The sequence below is a fragment of the Pseudomonas sp. LBUM1674 genome, assembly GCF_059695635.1.
Genome location: NZ_CP166779.1, coordinates 6,778,775 through 6,796,965, shown reverse-complemented (window position 1 = coordinate 6,796,965; position 18,191 = coordinate 6,778,775). Strand labels below are relative to the sequence as shown.

The 18,191-nt window shown below is 61.4% G+C and carries 14 protein-coding genes; 10 read left to right on the top strand and 4 right to left on the bottom strand.

Going from position 1 to position 18,191, the window contains the following annotated elements; translation table 11 throughout:
• Positions 1–8: 8 nt before the first annotated feature.
• From ACA067_RS31200 to ACA067_RS31170, 7 genes are all read left to right on the top strand, one after another.
• Positions 9–2,270 (top strand): heavy metal translocating P-type ATPase, encoded by a 2,262-nt coding sequence (locus tag ACA067_RS31200; RefSeq protein ID WP_497459892.1) that lies wholly within the window; start codon positions 9–11, stop codon positions 2,268–2,270.
• Between the two features lie 16 nt (positions 2,271–2,286).
• Positions 2,287–3,150: a LysR family transcriptional regulator gene (locus ACA067_RS31195; protein WP_497459891.1), complete on the top strand. Its 864-nt coding sequence runs from the start codon at positions 2,287–2,289 to the stop codon at positions 3,148–3,150.
• A gap of 224 nt (positions 3,151–3,374) precedes the next feature.
• Positions 3,375–4,451: a putative 2-aminoethylphosphonate ABC transporter ATP-binding protein gene (locus tag ACA067_RS31190; RefSeq protein ID WP_497459890.1), complete on the top strand. Its 1,077-nt coding sequence runs from the start codon at positions 3,375–3,377 to the stop codon at positions 4,449–4,451.
• Positions 4,451–6,175, top strand: a complete 1,725-nt coding sequence (locus ACA067_RS31185; RefSeq protein ID WP_497459889.1) for a putative 2-aminoethylphosphonate ABC transporter permease subunit — start codon at positions 4,451–4,453, stop codon at positions 6,173–6,175. The genes ACA067_RS31190 and ACA067_RS31185 overlap by 1 nt, the downstream gene beginning before the upstream one ends.
• A 37-nt stretch (positions 6,176–6,212) precedes the next feature.
• On the top strand, positions 6,213–7,238 hold the full coding sequence (locus ACA067_RS31180) for a putative 2-aminoethylphosphonate ABC transporter substrate-binding protein (RefSeq protein WP_497459888.1): 1,026 nt from the start codon (positions 6,213–6,215) through the stop codon (positions 7,236–7,238).
• Positions 7,239–7,380: 142 nt separating this feature from the next.
• Positions 7,381–8,514, top strand: coding sequence for a TIGR03364 family FAD-dependent oxidoreductase (locus ACA067_RS31175; protein ID WP_497459887.1), 1,134 nt, complete (start codon positions 7,381–7,383; stop codon positions 8,512–8,514).
• Entirely contained in the window at positions 8,514–9,074 is a 561-nt protein-coding gene (locus tag ACA067_RS31170) for a phosphonate degradation HD-domain oxygenase (protein ID WP_497459886.1), read from the top strand. The genes ACA067_RS31175 and ACA067_RS31170 overlap by 1 nt, the downstream gene beginning before the upstream one ends.
• Positions 9,075–9,195: 121 nt before the next feature.
• On the opposite strand, the gene ACA067_RS31165 is transcribed toward ACA067_RS31170, so the two are convergent.
• Complete coding sequence (locus tag ACA067_RS31165; RefSeq protein ID WP_497459885.1) at positions 9,196–10,572, bottom strand: GTPase/DUF3482 domain-containing protein; 1,377 nt, start codon at positions 10,570–10,572, stop codon at positions 9,196–9,198.
• Positions 10,565–11,935: a DUF2868 domain-containing protein gene (locus tag ACA067_RS31160; protein WP_497459884.1), complete on the bottom strand. Its 1,371-nt coding sequence runs from the start codon at positions 11,933–11,935 to the stop codon at positions 10,565–10,567. The genes ACA067_RS31165 and ACA067_RS31160 overlap by 8 nt, the downstream gene beginning before the upstream one ends.
• A gap of 85 nt (positions 11,936–12,020) precedes the next feature.
• Between ACA067_RS31160 and ACA067_RS31155 the strand changes: the two genes are divergently transcribed.
• Positions 12,021–12,533, top strand: a complete 513-nt coding sequence (locus ACA067_RS31155; protein WP_497459883.1) for a dihydrofolate reductase — start codon at positions 12,021–12,023, stop codon at positions 12,531–12,533.
• A gap of 123 nt (positions 12,534–12,656) precedes the next feature.
• On the opposite strand, the gene ACA067_RS31150 is transcribed toward ACA067_RS31155, so the two are convergent.
• Complete coding sequence (locus ACA067_RS31150) at positions 12,657–14,048, bottom strand: L-cystine transporter (RefSeq protein ID WP_497459882.1); 1,392 nt, start codon at positions 14,046–14,048, stop codon at positions 12,657–12,659.
• 255 nt (positions 14,049–14,303) lie between these two features.
• On the opposite strand from ACA067_RS31150, the gene ACA067_RS31145 reads away from it, so the two are divergent.
• Both ACA067_RS31145 and ACA067_RS31140 read left to right on the top strand, forming a co-directional pair.
• Positions 14,304–15,365 carry an HAD family hydrolase gene (locus ACA067_RS31145; protein WP_497459881.1) on the top strand — a complete coding sequence of 354 codons (1,062 nt, stop codon included), beginning with the start codon at positions 14,304–14,306 and terminating at the stop codon, positions 15,363–15,365.
• 463 nt (positions 15,366–15,828) lie between these two features.
• Positions 15,829–16,116 (top strand): DUF6124 family protein, encoded by a 288-nt coding sequence (locus tag ACA067_RS31140; RefSeq protein ID WP_497459880.1) that lies wholly within the window; start codon positions 15,829–15,831, stop codon positions 16,114–16,116.
• Between the two features lie 58 nt (positions 16,117–16,174).
• Here ACA067_RS31140 and ilvD read toward each other — a convergent pair whose 3' ends face one another.
• On the bottom strand, positions 16,175–18,016 hold the full coding sequence (ilvD, locus tag ACA067_RS31135) for a dihydroxy-acid dehydratase (protein ID WP_497459879.1): 1,842 nt from the start codon (positions 18,014–18,016) through the stop codon (positions 16,175–16,177).
• Between the last annotated feature and the right edge of the window lie 175 nt (positions 18,017–18,191).

Genomic DNA, 18,191 nt, shown 5'->3' with positions numbered 1-18,191 from the left:
GTAACCCTATGAGCGATTCCCTTCATACCCACAAACCCGAGGCTGAGCACGATCACAGCCACACACTGCAGCCTGTGCAGAAACATGACCATGGTGGGCACGCAGATTCCTGCTGTTCCTCCAGCGCTGCGGCACCTTCGCTGATCAAGTTGAGTGAAGCGCCGAGTGCGGATGCGCGAGTCAGCAGTTTTCGTATCGATGCAATGGATTGCCCGACCGAACAGACACTCATCCAGAACAGACTGGGCAAGCTGGCGGGTGTGCAACAGCTTGAATTCAATCTGATCAACCGCGTGTTGGGGGTGACCCACAACCTGCCGAGCACAGCGCCGATCATCGACGCGATCAAGTCCCTTGGCATGCAGGCCGAGCCGCTGGAGGAGGGCGTTGAAGCGCCGGCGCCGGCTGCCGGGAAAAAACCCTGGTGGCCGCTGGCGCTGTCCGGTGTCGGCGCGGTGGCTGCCGAGGTGATCCACTTCACCAGCGCCGCACCCGGTTGGGTCGTGGCGATCATCGCACTGGTCTCGATCCTCAGTGGCGGCCTCGGAACCTATAAAAAGGGCTGGATCGCCCTGAAGAACCGCAACCTGAACATCAATGCGCTCATGAGCATTGCGGTGACGGGCGCGGTCCTGATCGGCCAGTGGCCGGAAGCGGCGATGGTGATGTTCCTGTTTACCGTGGCCGAGTTGATCGAAGCCAGGTCGCTGGACCGGGCGCGCAACGCCATCAGCGGTCTGATGCAGATGACCCCGGAACAGGTCACGGTGCAGTTGGCCGACGGCAGCTGGCTTACGCAGGACGTCAAAACCGTTGAGCTGGGGGCACGGGTACGCGTGCGTCCGGGTGAGCGGATTGGATTGGACGGTGAAGTCGTTGCAGGCACTTCCACCATCGATCAGGCGCCGATCACCGGCGAAAGCCTACCGATCGAGAAGGCCGTGGGCGATAAAGTCTTCGCCGGTACCATCAACCAGGCGGGGTCCCTGGAATACACCGTGACCGCTGCGGCCAACAACTCGACCCTGGCACGAATCATCCACGCCGTCGAGCAGGCCCAGGGCGCGCGGGCGCCAACCCAACGTTTCGTCGACAGATTCTCGAAAGTCTACACACCGGCAGTGTTCGTCCTGGCCCTCGCGGTGGCAGTAATCCCTCCGCTGTTCATGGATGCGCAGTGGTTCGACTGGATCTACCGCGCGCTGGTGTTGCTGGTGGTCGCCTGCCCCTGTGCACTGGTGATTTCCACCCCGGTGACCATCGTCAGCGGCCTCGCGGCGGCGGCGCGCAAAGGGATTCTGGTCAAGGGCGGCGTGTATCTGGAGGGCGGTTACAAGCTTGATTACCTGGCATTGGACAAGACCGGTACCCTTACTCACGGCAAACCGGTGCAGACCGATTATCTGTCCCTCGATCCGACCGCGGACGAATCGGCTCCGGCCATTGCGGCGGCATTGGCCGGTCGCTCGGATCACCCGGTGTCGTTGGCCATTGCCAATGCGGCTGTGGGTAAACAATCTGCGCCATTGATTGTGGATAACTTCGAGGCACTCGGCGGTCGGGGTGTGCGCGGCGAAATCAACGGCCAGACCTACCACTTGGGCAACCACCGCCTGGTGGAAGATCTGGGCCTGTGCTCGCCTGCGCTGGAAGATCAGCTGTTCGCGCTGGAAAAACAGGGCAAGTCCGTGGTGCTGTTGCTCGACAAATCTGGCCCGCTGGCACTGTTCGCCGTGGCGGACACGGTGAAAGCGTCCAGCCGCGAAGCCATCCAGCAGCTGCATGACCTGGGCGTCAAAACCCTGATGCTCACCGGCGACAACGTTCACACCGCCCAGGCCATTGCGGCGCAAGTCGGTATCGATCAGGCGCAAGGCGATCTGCTGCCGACCGACAAGCTGCAAGCCATCGAAGCGCTTTATGCACAGGGCCATAGAGTCGGCATGGTCGGCGACGGCATCAATGACGCTCCGGCGCTCGCTCGGGCCGAGATTGGTTTCGCCATGGCCGCAGCGGGCACCGATACCGCCATCGAGACTGCCGATGTCGCCTTGATGGACGACGATCTGCGCAAGATCCCGGCCTTCATCCGTTTGTCCCGTCAGACTTCGCGCATCCTGAAGCAGAACATTGCCCTGGCATTGGTCACCAAGGCGATCTTTCTTGGGATAACCTTCGCCGGGGTCGCTACCATGTGGATGGCGGTGTTCGCCGACATGGGCGTGAGCCTGTTGGTGGTGTTCAACGGTTTGCGCCTGTTGCGCAAATAAACATTGAGGGAAGGCAGTGCTGAGTGCCGAGCTGAAGGCGTTTTACATGGTTGCCCGTCTGGGCAGTATAACCCTGGCGGCGAAAAAGCTTGGCCTTAGCCAACCTACGGTGACCACCCAGATCCGCCATCTGGAAAGTCAGTACTCGGTAGAACTGTTCTACCGCGGCGGCCGCCGCCTCAGCGTCAGCGATGAAGGTGCGCGGCTGCTGCCGATGGTCAAGGCGCTGTTGCAGCAGGAGGCCGATATCGAGTTCTTCCTGCGCAACAGCGGCCAGGTCCAAGGCACACTGCGCATCGCCGCCACGGCACCGTATTACATCCTCGATCTGGTGAAAACTTTCCGCGAGCGTTTGCCGCAGGTGGAAGTGTCGGTGGAAATCGGCAATTCCCAACAGGTGCTCGAGGCGCTTGAAGATTATCGGGTGGATGTCGCGGCGTCATCGCAGTTGCTCAATGATGCGCGGCTGATTCGCCGGGTGCTCGGTAGCGACCCGCTGGTACTGGCGGTGCATCGCCATCATCCGCTGGCGGTGCATGACCATGTTCCGCTCTGCGCGCTGGCCGGGCATACGTTATTGATGAGGGAGTCGGGCTCCACGACTCGACGACTGACAGAAGAGTTGCTGGCCAGCGCCGGAGTGAGTTTCGGGCCGTTGCTGGAGATCGGCAGCCGTGAGTCGATTCGAGAGGCGGTGTTGCGCAACATCGGCATCAGCATCATTGCCCGCCAGGAGGTGCCGCATGATCCGCAATTGCGGGTGCTCACCATCGAGAATGCGCCGCAGATTCCGGAGTATCTGTATTGCCTCAAGGAGAGGAAAGGCGCGCGGCTGCCTGCGGCGTTTCTCGGGTTGGCGCAGGAAATGGCGCCCGCTTAGGCTTGATCGTTCCCACGCTCCGCGTGGGAATGCAGCCCGGGACGCTCTGCGTCCCAAGAGCCGAACGCGGAGCGTCCGTTGAGGCATTCCCACGCAGAGCGTGGGAACGATCGGCGGTGAACCAAAATCCCCGAATACCACTATCAGCCATTTTTGCCTCACTGCCACATGACGTACGCATTACATCCCTAGGATGGCCTTCATCTGCTTGATGAGGCCTGTCCATGAACCACTCGATCGCAACTGCCCTGACCAACCCCGGCGCCCCGATGAAAGTGCGCGGCGTGCAGAAACGCTTCGGCGCCTTCACCGCGCTGGATAACGTGTCCCTGGACGTGGCAGCGGGTGAGCTGGTGTGCCTGCTCGGTCCGTCGGGCTGCGGCAAAACCACTTTGCTGCGCTGCATCGCCGGCCTTGAGCAGCAGGACAGCGGCGAGCTGTACCTCGGCGATCGCGACGTTTCCCGCCTGGCGCCTCAGGCTCGGGACTACGGCATTCTGTTTCAGTCCTACGCATTGTTCCCTAATCTCACCGTCGAAGCGAATATCGCCTACGGCCTGGCTGGCAGCGGTCGCGATGAAGTGCGCAAGCGTGTCGGCCAGATGCTGGAACTGGTCGGCCTGATCGGCAGTGAGAAAAAGTACCCTGGCCAGTTGTCCGGCGGCCAGCAGCAACGTGTTGCACTGGCCCGGGCCCTGGCGCCCGCGCCTTCGTTGCTGCTGCTGGACGAACCGATGTCGGCCCTCGACGCCCGAGTCCGCGAGCATCTGTGCACCGAACTGCGCCAACTGCAGCGCAACCTCGGCATCACCACCCTGATGGTCACCCACAATCAGGATGAGGCCATGCTGATGGCCGACCGCATCGCCGTAATGAACAACGGCAAGGTCGAGCAGTACGCCACGCCTCAGGAAATCTACGATCGCCCGGCGACGCCGTTTGTGGCGGAGTTTGTCGGCCAGGGCAACTGGCTGCCGTTCAGCCGCAGCAGCGACAGCCATGCGCAGGTCGGCGGGATGAACATGCGTTTGGCCGAAGGCAGCGCAAAAGCCGCCTCGGGTCGTCTGTTTTGCCGTCCGGAAGCGATCAACGTCAACCCGCCCGTGCATGAAGAAAACCTGTTCCCGGCCAAGGTTCGCGAAATCACCTTCCTCGGCAACCGCTGCCGCATGAGCTTCGAACTCGATCAACTGCCAGGTCACGCATTGCTGGCGGAACTCGCGCCGGAAGCCATGCCGCGCCTCGGCGCCCAGCAGATCATGGTCGCCTTGCCGCCACGCAGCCTGCAGGTGTTTGCCTGATGAGCGCGAACATCGCGCTGCCGATACCGCACAAGCAGGTTCGGCAAACCTCCCGTGCCGAGATTGGCGACCGGGTGTTCGTGGTCGGCGGCAAAGTCCTTTTGCTGGTGTTGCTCGGCGTTGCGGTACTGATGCCGTTGCTGGCGATCTTCTGGCGCGGCTTCAGCTCGGAAGCCGGGCAGGGCGGCGGTCTGGTGGCTGCCCGTGAATTGGTGACCAGTGCGAATTTCCACTGGTTGCTTGGCAATAGCCTGAAGGTTTCGCTCAGCGTTGCGGCGATTGTCGTACCGCTGGCTTACCTGTTTGCCTACGCCCTGCAACGCACATTGATACCTGGCAAAGGCATCTGGCGCGGCATGTCACTGTTGCCACTGATGGCGCCGTCGATGTTGCCGGGCATTGCGCTGGTTTATCTGTTCGGCAACCAGGGCATGCTGCGCGGTTTGCTCTCGGACAATATCTACGGCTTCTGGGGCATTGTTCTCGGTGAGGTTATCTACACCTTCCCACACGCCTTGATGATTCTGCTGTCGGCGCTTTCGCTGGCAGATGCGCGACTGTTCGATGCGGCTTCGAGCATGGGCGCCAGTCCGGCGAAAGCCTTTCGTAGCATCACCTGGCCGGCAACCCGTCAGGCCGTGTTCGCGGCGTTCTGCCTTGTCTTCACGTTGACCATCACCGACTTCGGCGTGCCCGTGGTGGTGGGTGGCGACTATCAGGTGCTGGCACTGGAAGCCTACAAAGCCGTGGTCGGCCAGCAACAATTCGGTCGCGGCGCGTTGATCGGCATGGTCCTGCTGCTGCCGGCGCTGTTCAGTTTCGGTGTCGACGCCTGGCTGCGTCGGCGTCATGGCGACTCCATGAGTGGCAGGGCGCAAGTTTTTCAACCAGCGCCATCAAAGCTGCGTGATGGCTGCTACCTGGTCATCGTGGTCCTGATCTGCGCAGTATTGCTGCTGGTGTTCGGCATGGCGGTGTTCTCGTCGCTGGTCAAATTCTGGCCGTACAACCTGTCGCTGTCGCTCAACCACTACCAGTTCAACGACACGGCTGGCGGTGGCTGGCTGGCCTATGGCAACAGCGTGAAAATGGCGTTGTGCACGGCGTTGATCGGCAGCGTGCTGATCTTCACCGGCGCTTACCTGATGGAAAAAACCAAGGGCCAGCGCGGGCTGAATCTGAGCCTGCGCATGCTCAGTTTTGTTCCGATGGCGGTGCCGGGCCTGGTGCTGGGCCTGGGTTACGTCTTCTTCTTCAATCTCACCGGCAACCCGCTGCATGTGCTCTACGGCACCATGTCCCTGCTGGTGGTCTGCACCATTGCTCACTATCTGACCACCGCGCAAATGACCGCCACCACCGCGCTGCGTCAGCTCGACGCCGAGTTCGAAGCCGCCGCGCTGTCGCTCAAGGCACCCCTGTATCGGCATTACCTGCGCGTCACAGTGCCGATCTGCCTGCCGGCGCTGCTGGACATCGTGCGCTACCTGTTTGTCTCGGCCATGACCACCGTGTCGGCGGCGATCTTCCTCTACAGCCCGGACACCATCCTCGCGGCGGTGGCTGTGCTGAACATGGACGACGCCGGCAACGTCGGCGGCGCGGCAGCCATGTCGACCCTGATTCTGTTCACTTCGGCGGGCGTGTCCCTGCTGCTGGCCTGGGCGTCGCGCGGTTTGCTGCGCCGCTCCCAGGCCTGGCGGCAGACCGCGCCCGGTCATTGATGTTTGCCCACACCTTCAACTCAAAAGGAAATCGATCATGTTCAAGCCTTTGGCCCTGGCCGCTGCTGTCCTCACCGCTTTCAGCCTGAACGCCTTCGCGGCGACAACCGAGTTGACGGTGTACACCGCCCTCGAAGCCGAACAGCTGAAGACCTACAAGCAAGCCTTCGAAAAGGCTAACCCGGACGTCGAGATCAAGTGGGTGCGTGACTCCACCGGTATCATCACCGCCAAGCTGCTGGCCGAAAAAGCCCGCCCGCAGGCTGACGCCGTGTGGGGCCTGGCGGCGTCGAGCCTGGCGATTCTCGATCAGCAAGGCATGCTGCAAAGCTATGCGCCGCAGGACCTGGGCAAGATCGGCGTTAACTACCGCGACGCCGCCAACCCTCCGGCCTGGGTCGGCATGGACGTGTGGGCGGCGACCATTTGCTTCAACACGGTCGAAGCCGAGAAGCAGGGGCTGACTAAACCGGTCAGCTGGCAGGACCTGACCAAGCCAGAGTACAAAGGCAAGATCGTCATGCCCAACCCGGCCTCGTCCGGCACCGGTTTTCTCGACGTCAGTGCCTGGCTGCAAACCTTCGGCGAGCAGCAGGGCTGGCAGTACATGGACGACCTGCACCAGAACATCGGCCAGTACGTTCACTCCGGCTCCAAACCTTGCAAGCTGGCGGCTTCGGGTGAGTTCCCGATCGGTATTTCGTTCGAATATCCGGCCGTTCAGCTCAAGCGCCAGGGCGCGCCGCTGGACATTATCCTGCCGAAAGAGGGCCTGGGCTGGGAGATCGAAGCCACCGCCGTGATCAAGGGTACTCCGCATGAAGAGGCGGCGAAAAAACTGGCGGACTTCTCTGCGAGCCCCGCGGCGATGGAGCTCTATAAAGAAAACTTCGCGGTCCTCGCTCAGCCGGGTATCGCCAAGCCGCAGACTGAATTGCCGGCGGATTATGAGCAGCGTTTGATCAAGAACGACTTTGCCTGGGCGTCGAAGAATCGCGATGAAATCCTGACTGAGTGGCGCAAGCGGTATGACGGCAAGTCAGAAAAAGTGGCTGCCAAGTAAGATCTTCATCGGCTGATAGGGCCCCATCGCGAGCAAGCTCGCTCCCACAGGTTTTGTGATGAACACAGGTTTTGTGAACGCCACGGACCCTGTGGGAGCGAGCTTGCTCGCGATAGCGGTCCTGAGTTCAGGACAAAACCCCATGACACAACACAACGACATGCTGATCGTAGGCGCCGGCATCCTCGGCTTGTCCCACGCCTACGCCGCCGCCAGACGCGGCCTCAAAGTCACGGTTTTCGAACGCAGCGAGACGCCGCTGGGCGCTTCGATACGCAACTTCGGTCAGGCATTGGTGACCGGCCAACCACCCGGCCCGATGCTCGAACTGGCCCGGGCCAGCCGCGATATCTGGGGCCAATGGGCACAACTGGCCGGCCTGCAACTCAAACGCAACGGCTCCTACCTGTTCGCCCGTACCGAAGCCGAAGAGCACCTGCTGGAGGCCTTTTGCGCTGGCCGCGCCGTGGAGCACGGTTACCGCGTCAACCTGTTGCGCGGCGCTGCATTACGCGACCTGTACAGCGGTCAATTCCGCCATCACCGCGCCGCGTTGCACGGAATGGATGATCAGCAACTGTATTCCCGCGAAGCGATTCCGGCGCTGATCGACTACCTGCGTCGCGAACTCGGCGTCGAGTTTCACTTCTCCACCCTGGTGCGTGATATCGAACCGGGCCGCTTGCACAGCACCGCCGGCACCTTCTGCGCCGGGCACACCATCGTCTGCTCCGGTCACGACTATCAGACGTTGCTGGCCGAGCAGATCGCCGAACTCAACCCGCAAATCTGCCGCCTGCAAATGCTCCGCGCCCGCCCGCAGATCAACCTGAATCTGCGACACGCGTTGCTCACCGGGCTGAGCTGCGTGCATTACGGCGCATTTGCCGACCTGCCGGAGGCCGCTGCGGTGCAGGCGCAGATTCTGCAGGACACGCCGCATCTGCATGAAAACGGCATTCACTTGCTGATCAGCCCAACACCTCATGGCGAATTGATCATCGGCGATTCCCATCATTACGGTAGTGACCCGTCGCCGTTCAATGCTGAACAGGTGGACAACTGGATGATTGAACTGGCCGAGCAGACGCTGGGCTGCAAAGTGCAAGTGGTCGAACGCTGGCAGGGTGTCTATGGTTCAAGGGGGCCGGGACCCTTCTCGTTCCTGCGACCGAGTCCAGGAGTGAGTGTGGCGTTGATGCACGCCGGTGTTGGCATGAGTGTCGGGCCGGCGATGGCCGAGCGTAACGTCGCGACTGTGTTGGGAGAACGCTGATGGACCGCAATGAACAAGTGATCGCCGAAGTGTTCGGTTTGTACGAGCGCTTTGGTGACAGCGATTACATCGGCGAACCGGTGTCGCAGATCGAGCACATGTCCCAGGCGGCCGAACGGGCCATGGCCGAAGGCTTCGATGACGAAGTGGTGCTGGCGGCGTTCTTTCATGACATTGGCCATATCTGCGCCGCCGAGAGTGCCGAGAACATGGGCGGTTTCGGTGTAGTCAGCCATGAGCGCCTCGGTGCGGATTACCTGCGACGCGCAGGCTTCAGCGAACGCATGGCGCGGTTGGTGGAATACCACGTTCAGGCCAAGCGCTATCTGACGCTCAAAGAACCGGGGTATTACGAGCGCTTGAGTGAAGCCAGTCGCCGGACCCTGGAATATCAAGGTGGGGTGATGACGGCTGAAGAGGCTGCGGCCTTCGAGCGAGATCCGTTGTGCGAGGTCAGTCTGCGGATGCGGCAGTGGGATGAACAGGCCAAGGAGATGTGGGTGCCGGTTCTGGATCTGGATGTATTGAAGGAGAAGGCATTGCGGCTGTTGGCTGCGTAGAAATGCGGGGCCGAGGCGCGGCCATCGCGGGCAAGCCCGCTCCCACAGGATTGAGGTGATCTTTGTGGGAGCGGGCTTGCCCGCGATGGGGCCCGTCCAAGCGCCACATTTGTTCCGGCTTTTACAACTGCCGCGCCAACACCTCAACCTGCTCCTGCCTTTCCGCCTGATTCAACTTCGGCTGCGGATTAAGCGACGACCACTGCGGATGCGCCCGGGCCTTGTTCAAGGCTTCTGGCAATTTGCCTTCGCGCCAGGTCTTGTCCTGTGGCGTGGCGACCTGAATGCTGTCCATCGCGGCATGCCCGCGCGCATTCAGTGCCTGTAGCAGTTGTCGCTGTCGCAACGCTAACAGCCGCAGCACGCTGTCATCGACGGTCAGCTCCCGCTGGCCTTTGATCTTGCCCATCAACCGGCTGCCGTAACTGCGGGCGGTTTGCAAGGCGCCGCCGGCAATCGCACCGGCCAGCGCTGCCGCACCGAGGGTCAACCCGCCTACCAACAAGTCGACCCCGGCCCCGGCCGCCGCGCCGGCCGCGATACCGCCACCGACCCGCACGCCCAGTTGCTTGAGGGTTTCCGGGTTGAACAGATCATCACCCCAACGGCCATCGAGCAGCGGCAAATCAGTGGCCGACGCGTCCTGTGGGCGAAAGGCGTAGAGCTTGAGCAGGGCTTCGACGCAACGCTGTTCCCGTTGGCGAACGGCTTTGCGCAGCTCGTTGATGGCTCGCTGTTCCTGCTCGGCGCTGCTGACCACGCTACGTCGGCAGGCGGCGCAATCGATCAATAGATCGGCGATCAACTGCGCAGCGCTCTGCTCACGAGCCCGGCGTTGCGCTTGCTGATCGGCGATCAAGCGCTCCAGTTGCTCGCGGGAATTTTCCAGCAGCAGTGCGAGGCTTTCATAGAGTCGACGTTCGCCATCCTCCGGCGGCGCGACGCTGTCGAATCGCACCAGTGCGTGCAAGCCCAGGCGCGCCAACGCCTCGCGCCAGTCCGGCTCGCGATGGTTGGCGCTGCTGACGAAATTGAGCACCGGCAGCAACGGTTTGCCGCAACTGGCCAGCACGGCCAGTTCATCGCGGTACTTGGACAGCACCGGCTCGCGGGCGTCGATCACATAGAGGCCGGCGTCGCAGGTCAGCAGTTGCCGCAGCACCTTGGCTTCCTGTTCGAAACGCTGCCGGGCTTCGCTGCCTTCAAGGAATCGTGCCAGACGTGCCGGGCCGTCGAGGCGTTCGCCGGGGCGCTCCAGGCGTTCGAGGTAGTCGAGCAGGGCGATGGCGTCTTCCAGGCCAGGTGTATCGAACAGGTCGAGCAAGGGCTCGCCGTCTACCGACAACCGCGCACCTTCAACGTGGCGGGTGGTACTGGGTCGATGGGAGACCTCGCCGAAACCGACATCCCGGGTCAGGGTACGTAGCAGCGACGTTTTGCCGACGTTGGTGTGGCCGACCACGGCGAGCTTCAATGGTGGTTTCCAAGGCTTAGTCATGACCGGTCTCCAGCCAGTTCAGCGGCGCGCTGTCGGCAAACGGCAGTTCCAGCTGTTGCAACGCCATGTGCCAGTCACCGAGGCGCTCGGCATCCAGCGCTTCGCCGGGCGGCGCCGGCAGCAGCCAGACGCGGGTGGCGCTGGCGCCGCGAGCCAGTTCGGCGATCAGGGCCAGGCTGCCGCGATCCGGCGAGCGGCGTGGATCGCAAGCGATAGCCAATCGGGCAGGAGGAAATCGACTCAGCTGTTCGAGGAGTTTGTGTCGGGATTCGCGGCTGTCGAGGATGCCGGCATTGCTCACGGTTTTCGGCAGTTGTGGCGGCCACTGGCGTTGATCGTCCAGCTCGATGGCCACCAGCAGCGCGCCATCGCTTGGCAAGTCACTGACACCGTTTTCAATCTGATGCAGGTGTTCCGGGGCGGCATCGCTGATACCCAGGCGTTCGCTGGTGGGCATCAGCCGTTCGCGCAGTTGGGCGTAGCCGGGCAGGTTCAAATCCAGATGCAAGGTTGCCTGGCCGGTTTTCCAGCGCCAGCGGCAGAGCAGCGCCAGCAGCAAGCGCGGCAATACCCCGTAGACCAGCAGCACCCCCACCAGCCAAGCCGCCCAGGCCTGGCGGGCGCTTTCGATATTCAGCGCGGCATCGCCACTGGCGCGGATCATCTCCACGGTGGGCACGCTGAAACCGAGCAGGGCCGGCAGTGCACCGAGGGCCTGGGTCATGGCGACGAAGGTCTCGCCGCCGAGGATAGTGGTTTCCCAGACGAAGCCGTAACGCCGGGTCGCCATCAGCATCAGCAAAATCACCAAGGCACTGAGCATCGCCAGTAACCACAAACCGTTGACCAGCACACCAAGCGCCCAGCGGTTGAGTTTCTGTCGTTGTAATAACAGCAGCAGGGCCGGCGCCAGTTGCGCAGCCTTGGCATCGCGAGCGAGTTTTTCGCTGAGCCATAGCCACACGCGTCCCAGCGTTGCGCCGTGTTCACCGGCAAACACCAGGCCCAGCGCCCAGCTCAGCAACAGCATCAGGTTCAGCCCGAGCAGACTGCCCAGGGCCCAGAACACATTCACCGGAGTCTGCCCGTCCCCCAGCGCGGCAAATGCCAGGCCGGCGCCGCTGACCACGGCCAGCACCGCCATGACGATCAGCGCCAGTCGTGCACCTTGCAGCCAGTGTTGGAGGGCATTGGTCAGTCCGTCACGCTCGGCCAGCCACAGGGCCCGGCGTTGAATCCGGGTCGACAGGTCACCGCCCGCGGTACGGGCCAGTCGATTGGCTTCCAGATCATCCAGGGGGCCGGCGTGTTCTTCGCGCAGGCGAATGGTTTCCGTCAGCCAGAGGTTATTCAGTTCAGTCACGCGGCATCCCGTCGCTCAATTGAGTCGTGAGCATAACCGCTGTGACGCTTATCGGGGTACGGGAGGCTCTGGTATCCTCGCCGGCATGACTAAATCACTCCCCCTCAGCCTGATTGCAGCCCTCGGTGAAAACCGCGTGATCGGCGTCGACAACAGCATGCCCTGGCACTTGCCGGGGGACTTCAAATACTTCAAGGCCACCACCCTCGGCAAGCCGATCATCATGGGGCGCAAGACCTGGGATTCCCTCGGTCGTCCGCTGCCGGGCCGGTTGAACATCGTGGTCAGCCGTCAGGCGGACCTGGTGCTGGAAGGCGCCGAGGTTTATCCGTCGCTGGAGGCCGCCATTGCTCGCGCGCAAGCATGGGCGAACGAGCAGGGCGTCGATGAATTGATGTTGATTGGTGGGGCACAGTTGTATGCGCAAGGAATGGCGCAGGCGGATCGGCTGTATCTGACGCGTGTGGCGTTGAGTCCGGACGGGGATGCGTGGTTTCCGGAGTTTGATTTGAAGAAATGGACGCTGGTGTCCAACACCCCGAATCCGGCCGAAGGCGACAAGCCCGCGTTCAACTTTGAGGTTTGGGAAAAAGCCTAAAAGCTTCGCGAGCAGGCTCGCTCCCACAGTGGTTTTGCGGTGAAACACACGTTGTGTGAACACCTCCGAACCCTTGTGGGAGCGAGCCTGCTCGCGAAGAGGCCCGCTCAGGCAATAAAAAATTCAGGCGTGAGCCAACTCCGAATGCTCATCCGCATCCAGCAACTCTTTATCCGTCTGCTGCATCACCTGGCTGGTAATCGCCCCCGCCGCAATCGACCCACTCACGTTCAACGCCGTGCGCCCCATATCAATCAGCGGCTCGACCGAAATCAGCAACGCCACCAGTGACACCGGCAAGCCCATCGCCGGCAACACGATCAGCGCGGCAAACGTCGCACCACCACCGACCCCGGCCACCCCGGCCGAGCTCAGCGTCACAATCGCCACCAGCGTCGCGATCCACAGCGGATCCAGCGGGTTGATGCCCACGGTCGGCGCCACCATCACCGCCAACATCGCCGGGTACAGGCCGGCACAGCCATTCTGGCCAATGGTCGCGCCGAACGAGGCAGCGAAACTGGCGATGGACTGTGGAATTCCCAGGCGGCTGGTCTGCGCTTCGATGCTCAGCGGAATGGTCGCGGCACTCGAACGGCTGGTGAAGGCAAACGTCAGCACCGGCCAGATCTTGCGGAAGAAACGCAGCGGGTTGATTCCGGCGGCCGATACCAGCAGGCCATGGACTACAAACATCAGACCCAGGCCGATGTAGGAAACCACCACGAAACTGCCGAGTTTGATGATGTCCTGCAGGTTGGAACCGGCGACTACCTTGGTCATCAGCGCCAATACACCGTACGGAGTCAATTTCATCACCAGGCGCACCAGACGCATCACCCAGGCTTGCAGGGTGTCGATGGCATTGATCACTTTCTGACCTTTCTCGACGTCATCCTTGAGCAGTTGCAACGCGGCGACCCCGAGAAATGCAGCGAAGATCACCACGCTGATGATCGACGTCGGCTTGGCTCGAGCCAGATCGGCGAACGGATTTTGCGGGATGAACGACAGCAATAGCTGCGGCACATTCAAGTCCGCGACCTTGCCGGCATAGTCAGTCTGAATGGTTTGCAGGCGGGCCATTTCCTGAGTGCCGGCGACCAGACCTTCGGCGGTCAGGCCGAAGAGGTTGGTCAAACCAATACCGATCAGCGCCGCGATGGCGGTAGTGAACAACAGCGTGCCGATGGTCAGGAAACTGATCTTGCCCAACGACGAAGCGTTGTGCAGACGGGCCACGGCACTGAGGATCGAGGCGAACACCAGCGGGATGACGATCATTTGCAGCAACTGTACATAACCGTTGCCCACCAGGTCGAACCAGCTGATCGAGGCCTTCAGCACCGGGTTGCCGGCACCGTAAATCGTGTGCAAAGCGACACCGAAACCCACACCCAGCGTCAGCGCGAGCAGGACTTTTTTCGCCAGGCTCCAGGTGGTGTGGCGGGTTTGTGCCAGGCCAAACAGTAACGCGAGGAACACCAGCAGATTGAGGATCAGCGGCAGATTCATGAGAACTCCGATAAAGACTTGTGCCAGCCACCTTCCGGGGCAGCTGCGAACCGGCAAGCCTAACAGCTTGATATCTAATGAATTAATATCAAAAAAGTCTGATTACTGTCGTTTTTGGAATAAGCGGATGTCGCTCTCAGGGATGCAGTTGACGCAATAGGGACGTGAGCGGTCGCAGGCAGGCGGGGGCTGTCACACTAATTTGTTAGCGTGGATATCTTGGAATCAGGGTCTTTCAATAAGGGAAGCATGCCGATGAAGCTCGCACCGAAATTTCTGGCTGTCGCACTGGGATTGGGTTTGGGCCTTGTCGGCCAGGTATTCGCCACGGATTTGAAGCATTGGCCGGCTGATCAGGCCAAGGCGCTGGACGCGATGATCGCCGCCAACGCCAACAAGGGTAACTATGCGGTGTTCGACATGGACAACACCAGTTACCGCTACGACCTCGAAGAGTCGTTGCTGCCGTTCATGGAAAACAAGGGCCTGATCACCCGCGACAAACTCGATCCCTCCCTGAAACTGATTCCGTTCAAGGACACCGCCGAGCACAAGGAAAGTCTGTTCAGCTACTACTATCGCCTCTGCGAACTCGACGACATGGTCTGCTACCCATGGGTCGCCCAGGTCTTCTCCGGCTTCACGCTCAAAGAGCTCAAGGGCTATGTCGACGAGCTGATGGCGTCCGGCAAGCCGGTGCCGAGCACCTATTACGAGGGCGACGTAGTCAAGACCATCGACGTCAACCCACCGAAGATTTTCACCGGTCAGAAAGAGCTCTACAACAAGCTGATGGAGAACGGCATCGAGGTCTACGTGATGACCGCCGCCTCCGAAGAATTGGTGCGCATGGTCGCGTCGGATCCGCAGTATGGCTATAACGTAAAACCGCAGAACGTGATCGGCGTGACCATGCTGCTCAAGGACCCCAAGTCCGGCGAGCTGACCACGGCCCGCAAGCAGATCACCGCCGGCAAGTATGACGAAAAAGCCAACCTTGGCCTCGAACTGACCCCGTACCTGTGGACCCCGGCGACCTGGATGGCGGGTAAGCAAGCGGCGATCCTGACGTACATCGATGAGTGGAAAAAACCGGTTCTCGTTGCCGGCGACACCCCGACCAGCGACGGTTACATGCTGTTCCACAGCGTTGACGTGGCCAAGGGCGGCATCCATTTGTGGGTCAACCGCAAAGACAAGTACATGACTCAGATTAACGGCATGATGGCCAAGCACGCTGCGGCCCAGGCCAAGGAAGGGTTGGCGGTGACGGCGGACAAGAACTGGGTGATCGTCACACCGCAAGAGATCCAGTAAGACCGCGGCGCCTCCATCGCGAGCAGGCTCGCTCCCACAAGGGTCTCGGGTGAAACACAGACTGTGTGAACACCGAAGATCCCCTGTGGGAGCGAGCTTGCTCGCGATGACGCCCGTCGGTGCAATGAAGGACTCCGCTTGAACGACATTTCCTTACAGTCGCAACCTACGCATTCTTGCGTAAGGGACTACGACTACTTCAGAATCCGCCGACTTGTGCGCCTGTTTGGCGGGTTCTATCTTCTCCGCGTCGCTGCCCTTCAGCGATCGGGTTTGGTAGCCCGGATTTTCCAGGCGCATGACTACACCTTTGGCAGGTTTTTCGTCTCTGCTTTTATGGTGGTCATGCGTAGGGTGCTTTCGAGCGCGCCGGCTCCCTGGACCGGTCTACCAACCTGCGTATGGCCGCCACCTTTCGTTTGGTAGCGAAGGTGATGCCTCCTTACTTCCAGGAGATTCATCAATGCTGAAAATTACCCCCGATCCACCGGACATCGACAATTTGTCCGCCCACATCAACGCCACCCCCCGCAAACCCAGCCGAACATTCGTCATCGCACCGGGCCTCGACACCGAAACCCTGTTGGCCCACGCCTGCGAATCCCTCGCCTCGGCCAATGTCATGGCCAGCGATTTCGCCGGCCTGCTGGAAGGCTCTCAACGCAGCACGATGCTGGGAATCGCCCAGGTCATCATGTTGGGCGAACTGGCGGTGAATCAGGCGCTGGATAACCTAGACCCGCAGGAGTAACGCGGGCAAAAAAATGCCCCGCACTTGGCGGGGCATCTTTATGTTCGACGGTTAAGAATTACAACCCATCAAGCATCGCCTTGTTACGCACAGCACCCTTGTCGGCGCTGGTCGCCAGCAAGGCATAGGCCTTCAACGCTGTAGTCACCTTACGTGGACGCTTCTCCACCGGTTTCCAGCCCTTCTGATCCTGCTCGGCACGACGCCCAGCCATTTCTTCATCGCTGATCAACAGGTTGATCGAACGGTTCGGAATGTCGATCAGCACCTTGTCGCCGTCCTGCACCAGACCGATTGCACCGCCCGCAGCCGCTTCCGGCGAAGCATGGCCGATGGACAGGCCCGAAGTACCGCCGGAGAAACGACCATCGGTGAGCAATGCGCAAGCCTTGCCCAGACCTTTGGATTTCAGGTAGGACGTCGGGTACAGCATTTCCTGCATGCCCGGGCCGCCTTTCGGGCCTTCGTAACGGATGATCACGATGTCGCCGGCCTTCACTTCGTCAGCGAGGATGCCGCGTACGGCGCTGTCCTGGCTTTCGAAGATCTTCGCGTTGCCTTCGAAGACGTGGATCGACTCGTCGACGCCGGCGGTTTTCACCACGCAGCCGTCGAGCGCGATGTTGCCGTAGAGAACGGCCAGGCCGCCTTCCTTGGAATAAGCGTGTTCGACACTGCGGATGCAGCCGTTTTCACGGTCGTCGTCCAGGGTGTCCCAACGGGTCGACTGGCTGAACGCGGTTTGCGTCGGGATGCCCGCCGGGCCGGCCTTGAAGAAGTGATGCACCGCTTCATCGTCGGTCTGGGTGATGTCCCACTTGGCGATGCCTTCGGCCAGGCTCTTGCTGTGTACGGTCGGCAGGTCGGTGTGCAGCAGGCCGCCGCGGGCCAGGGAACCGAGGATGCTGAAGATCCCGCCGGCACGGTGCACGTCTTCCATGTGGTACTTCTGGATGTTCGGCGCGACCTTGCACAGTTGCGGCACGTGACGGGAGAGACGGTCGATGTCACGCAGGTCGAACTCGATCTCGGCTTCCTGGGCCGCGGCCAGCAAGTGCAGGATGGTGTTGGTGGAACCGCCCATGGCGATGTCCAGGGTCATGGCGTTTTCGAACGCCTTGAAGTTGGCGATGTTGCGTGGCAACACCGACTCATCGTTGTCGCCGTAGTAACGCTTGCACAGCTCGACGATGGTGCGGCCGGCCTGCAGGAACAGCTGCTCGCGGTCGCTGTGGGTGGCCAGGGTCGAACCGTTGCCCGGCAATGCAAGGCCCAGTGCTTCAACCAGGCAGTTCATCGAGTTGGCGGTGAACATGCCGGAGCACGAGCCGCACGTCGGGCAGGCGCTGCGCTCGTACTCTGCAACCTTCTCGTCAGAAGCGCTGGAGTCGGCGGCGATCACCATGGCGTCGACCAGGTCGAGACCGTGGCTGGCCAGTTTGGTCTTGCCGGCTTCCATCGGGCCGCCGGAGACGAAGATCACCGGGATGTTCAGGCGCAGGGCGGCCATCAGCATGCCTGGGGTGATCTTGTCGCAGTTGGAGATGCAGACGATCGCATCGGCGCAATGGGCGTTGACCATGTACTCGACGGAGTCGGCGATGATCTCGCGGCTCGGCAGCGAATACAGCATGCCGTCGTGGCCCATGGCGATGCCGTCATCCACGGCGATGGTGTTGAATTCCTTGGCTACACCGCCAGCGCGTTCGATTTCGCGGGCGACCAGTTGGCCGAGGTCCTTGAGGTGGACGTGGCCCGGTACGAACTGGGTGAAGGAGTTGGCAATGGCGATGATCGGCTTTTTGAAGTCGTCATCTTTCATCCCCGTGGCGCGCCACAATGCGCGGGCACCGGCCATGTTGCGGCCGTGGGTGGATGTTTTCGAGCGGTAATCAGGCATGAAGCACTCCGGGCGGTTAATCAGGTATCAAAAGGGAAGTGAGCTTCTATTGACGTCTGGAACACTCAGAAATGGCCGTGTGTCCGGAAGTTGCCGATAACTTTGCGGGATCGCCGCGCGCTTCAGCTTGAGCTCATAAACCCGCCGGGGGATGACTGGCGATGAATGTGGCGAT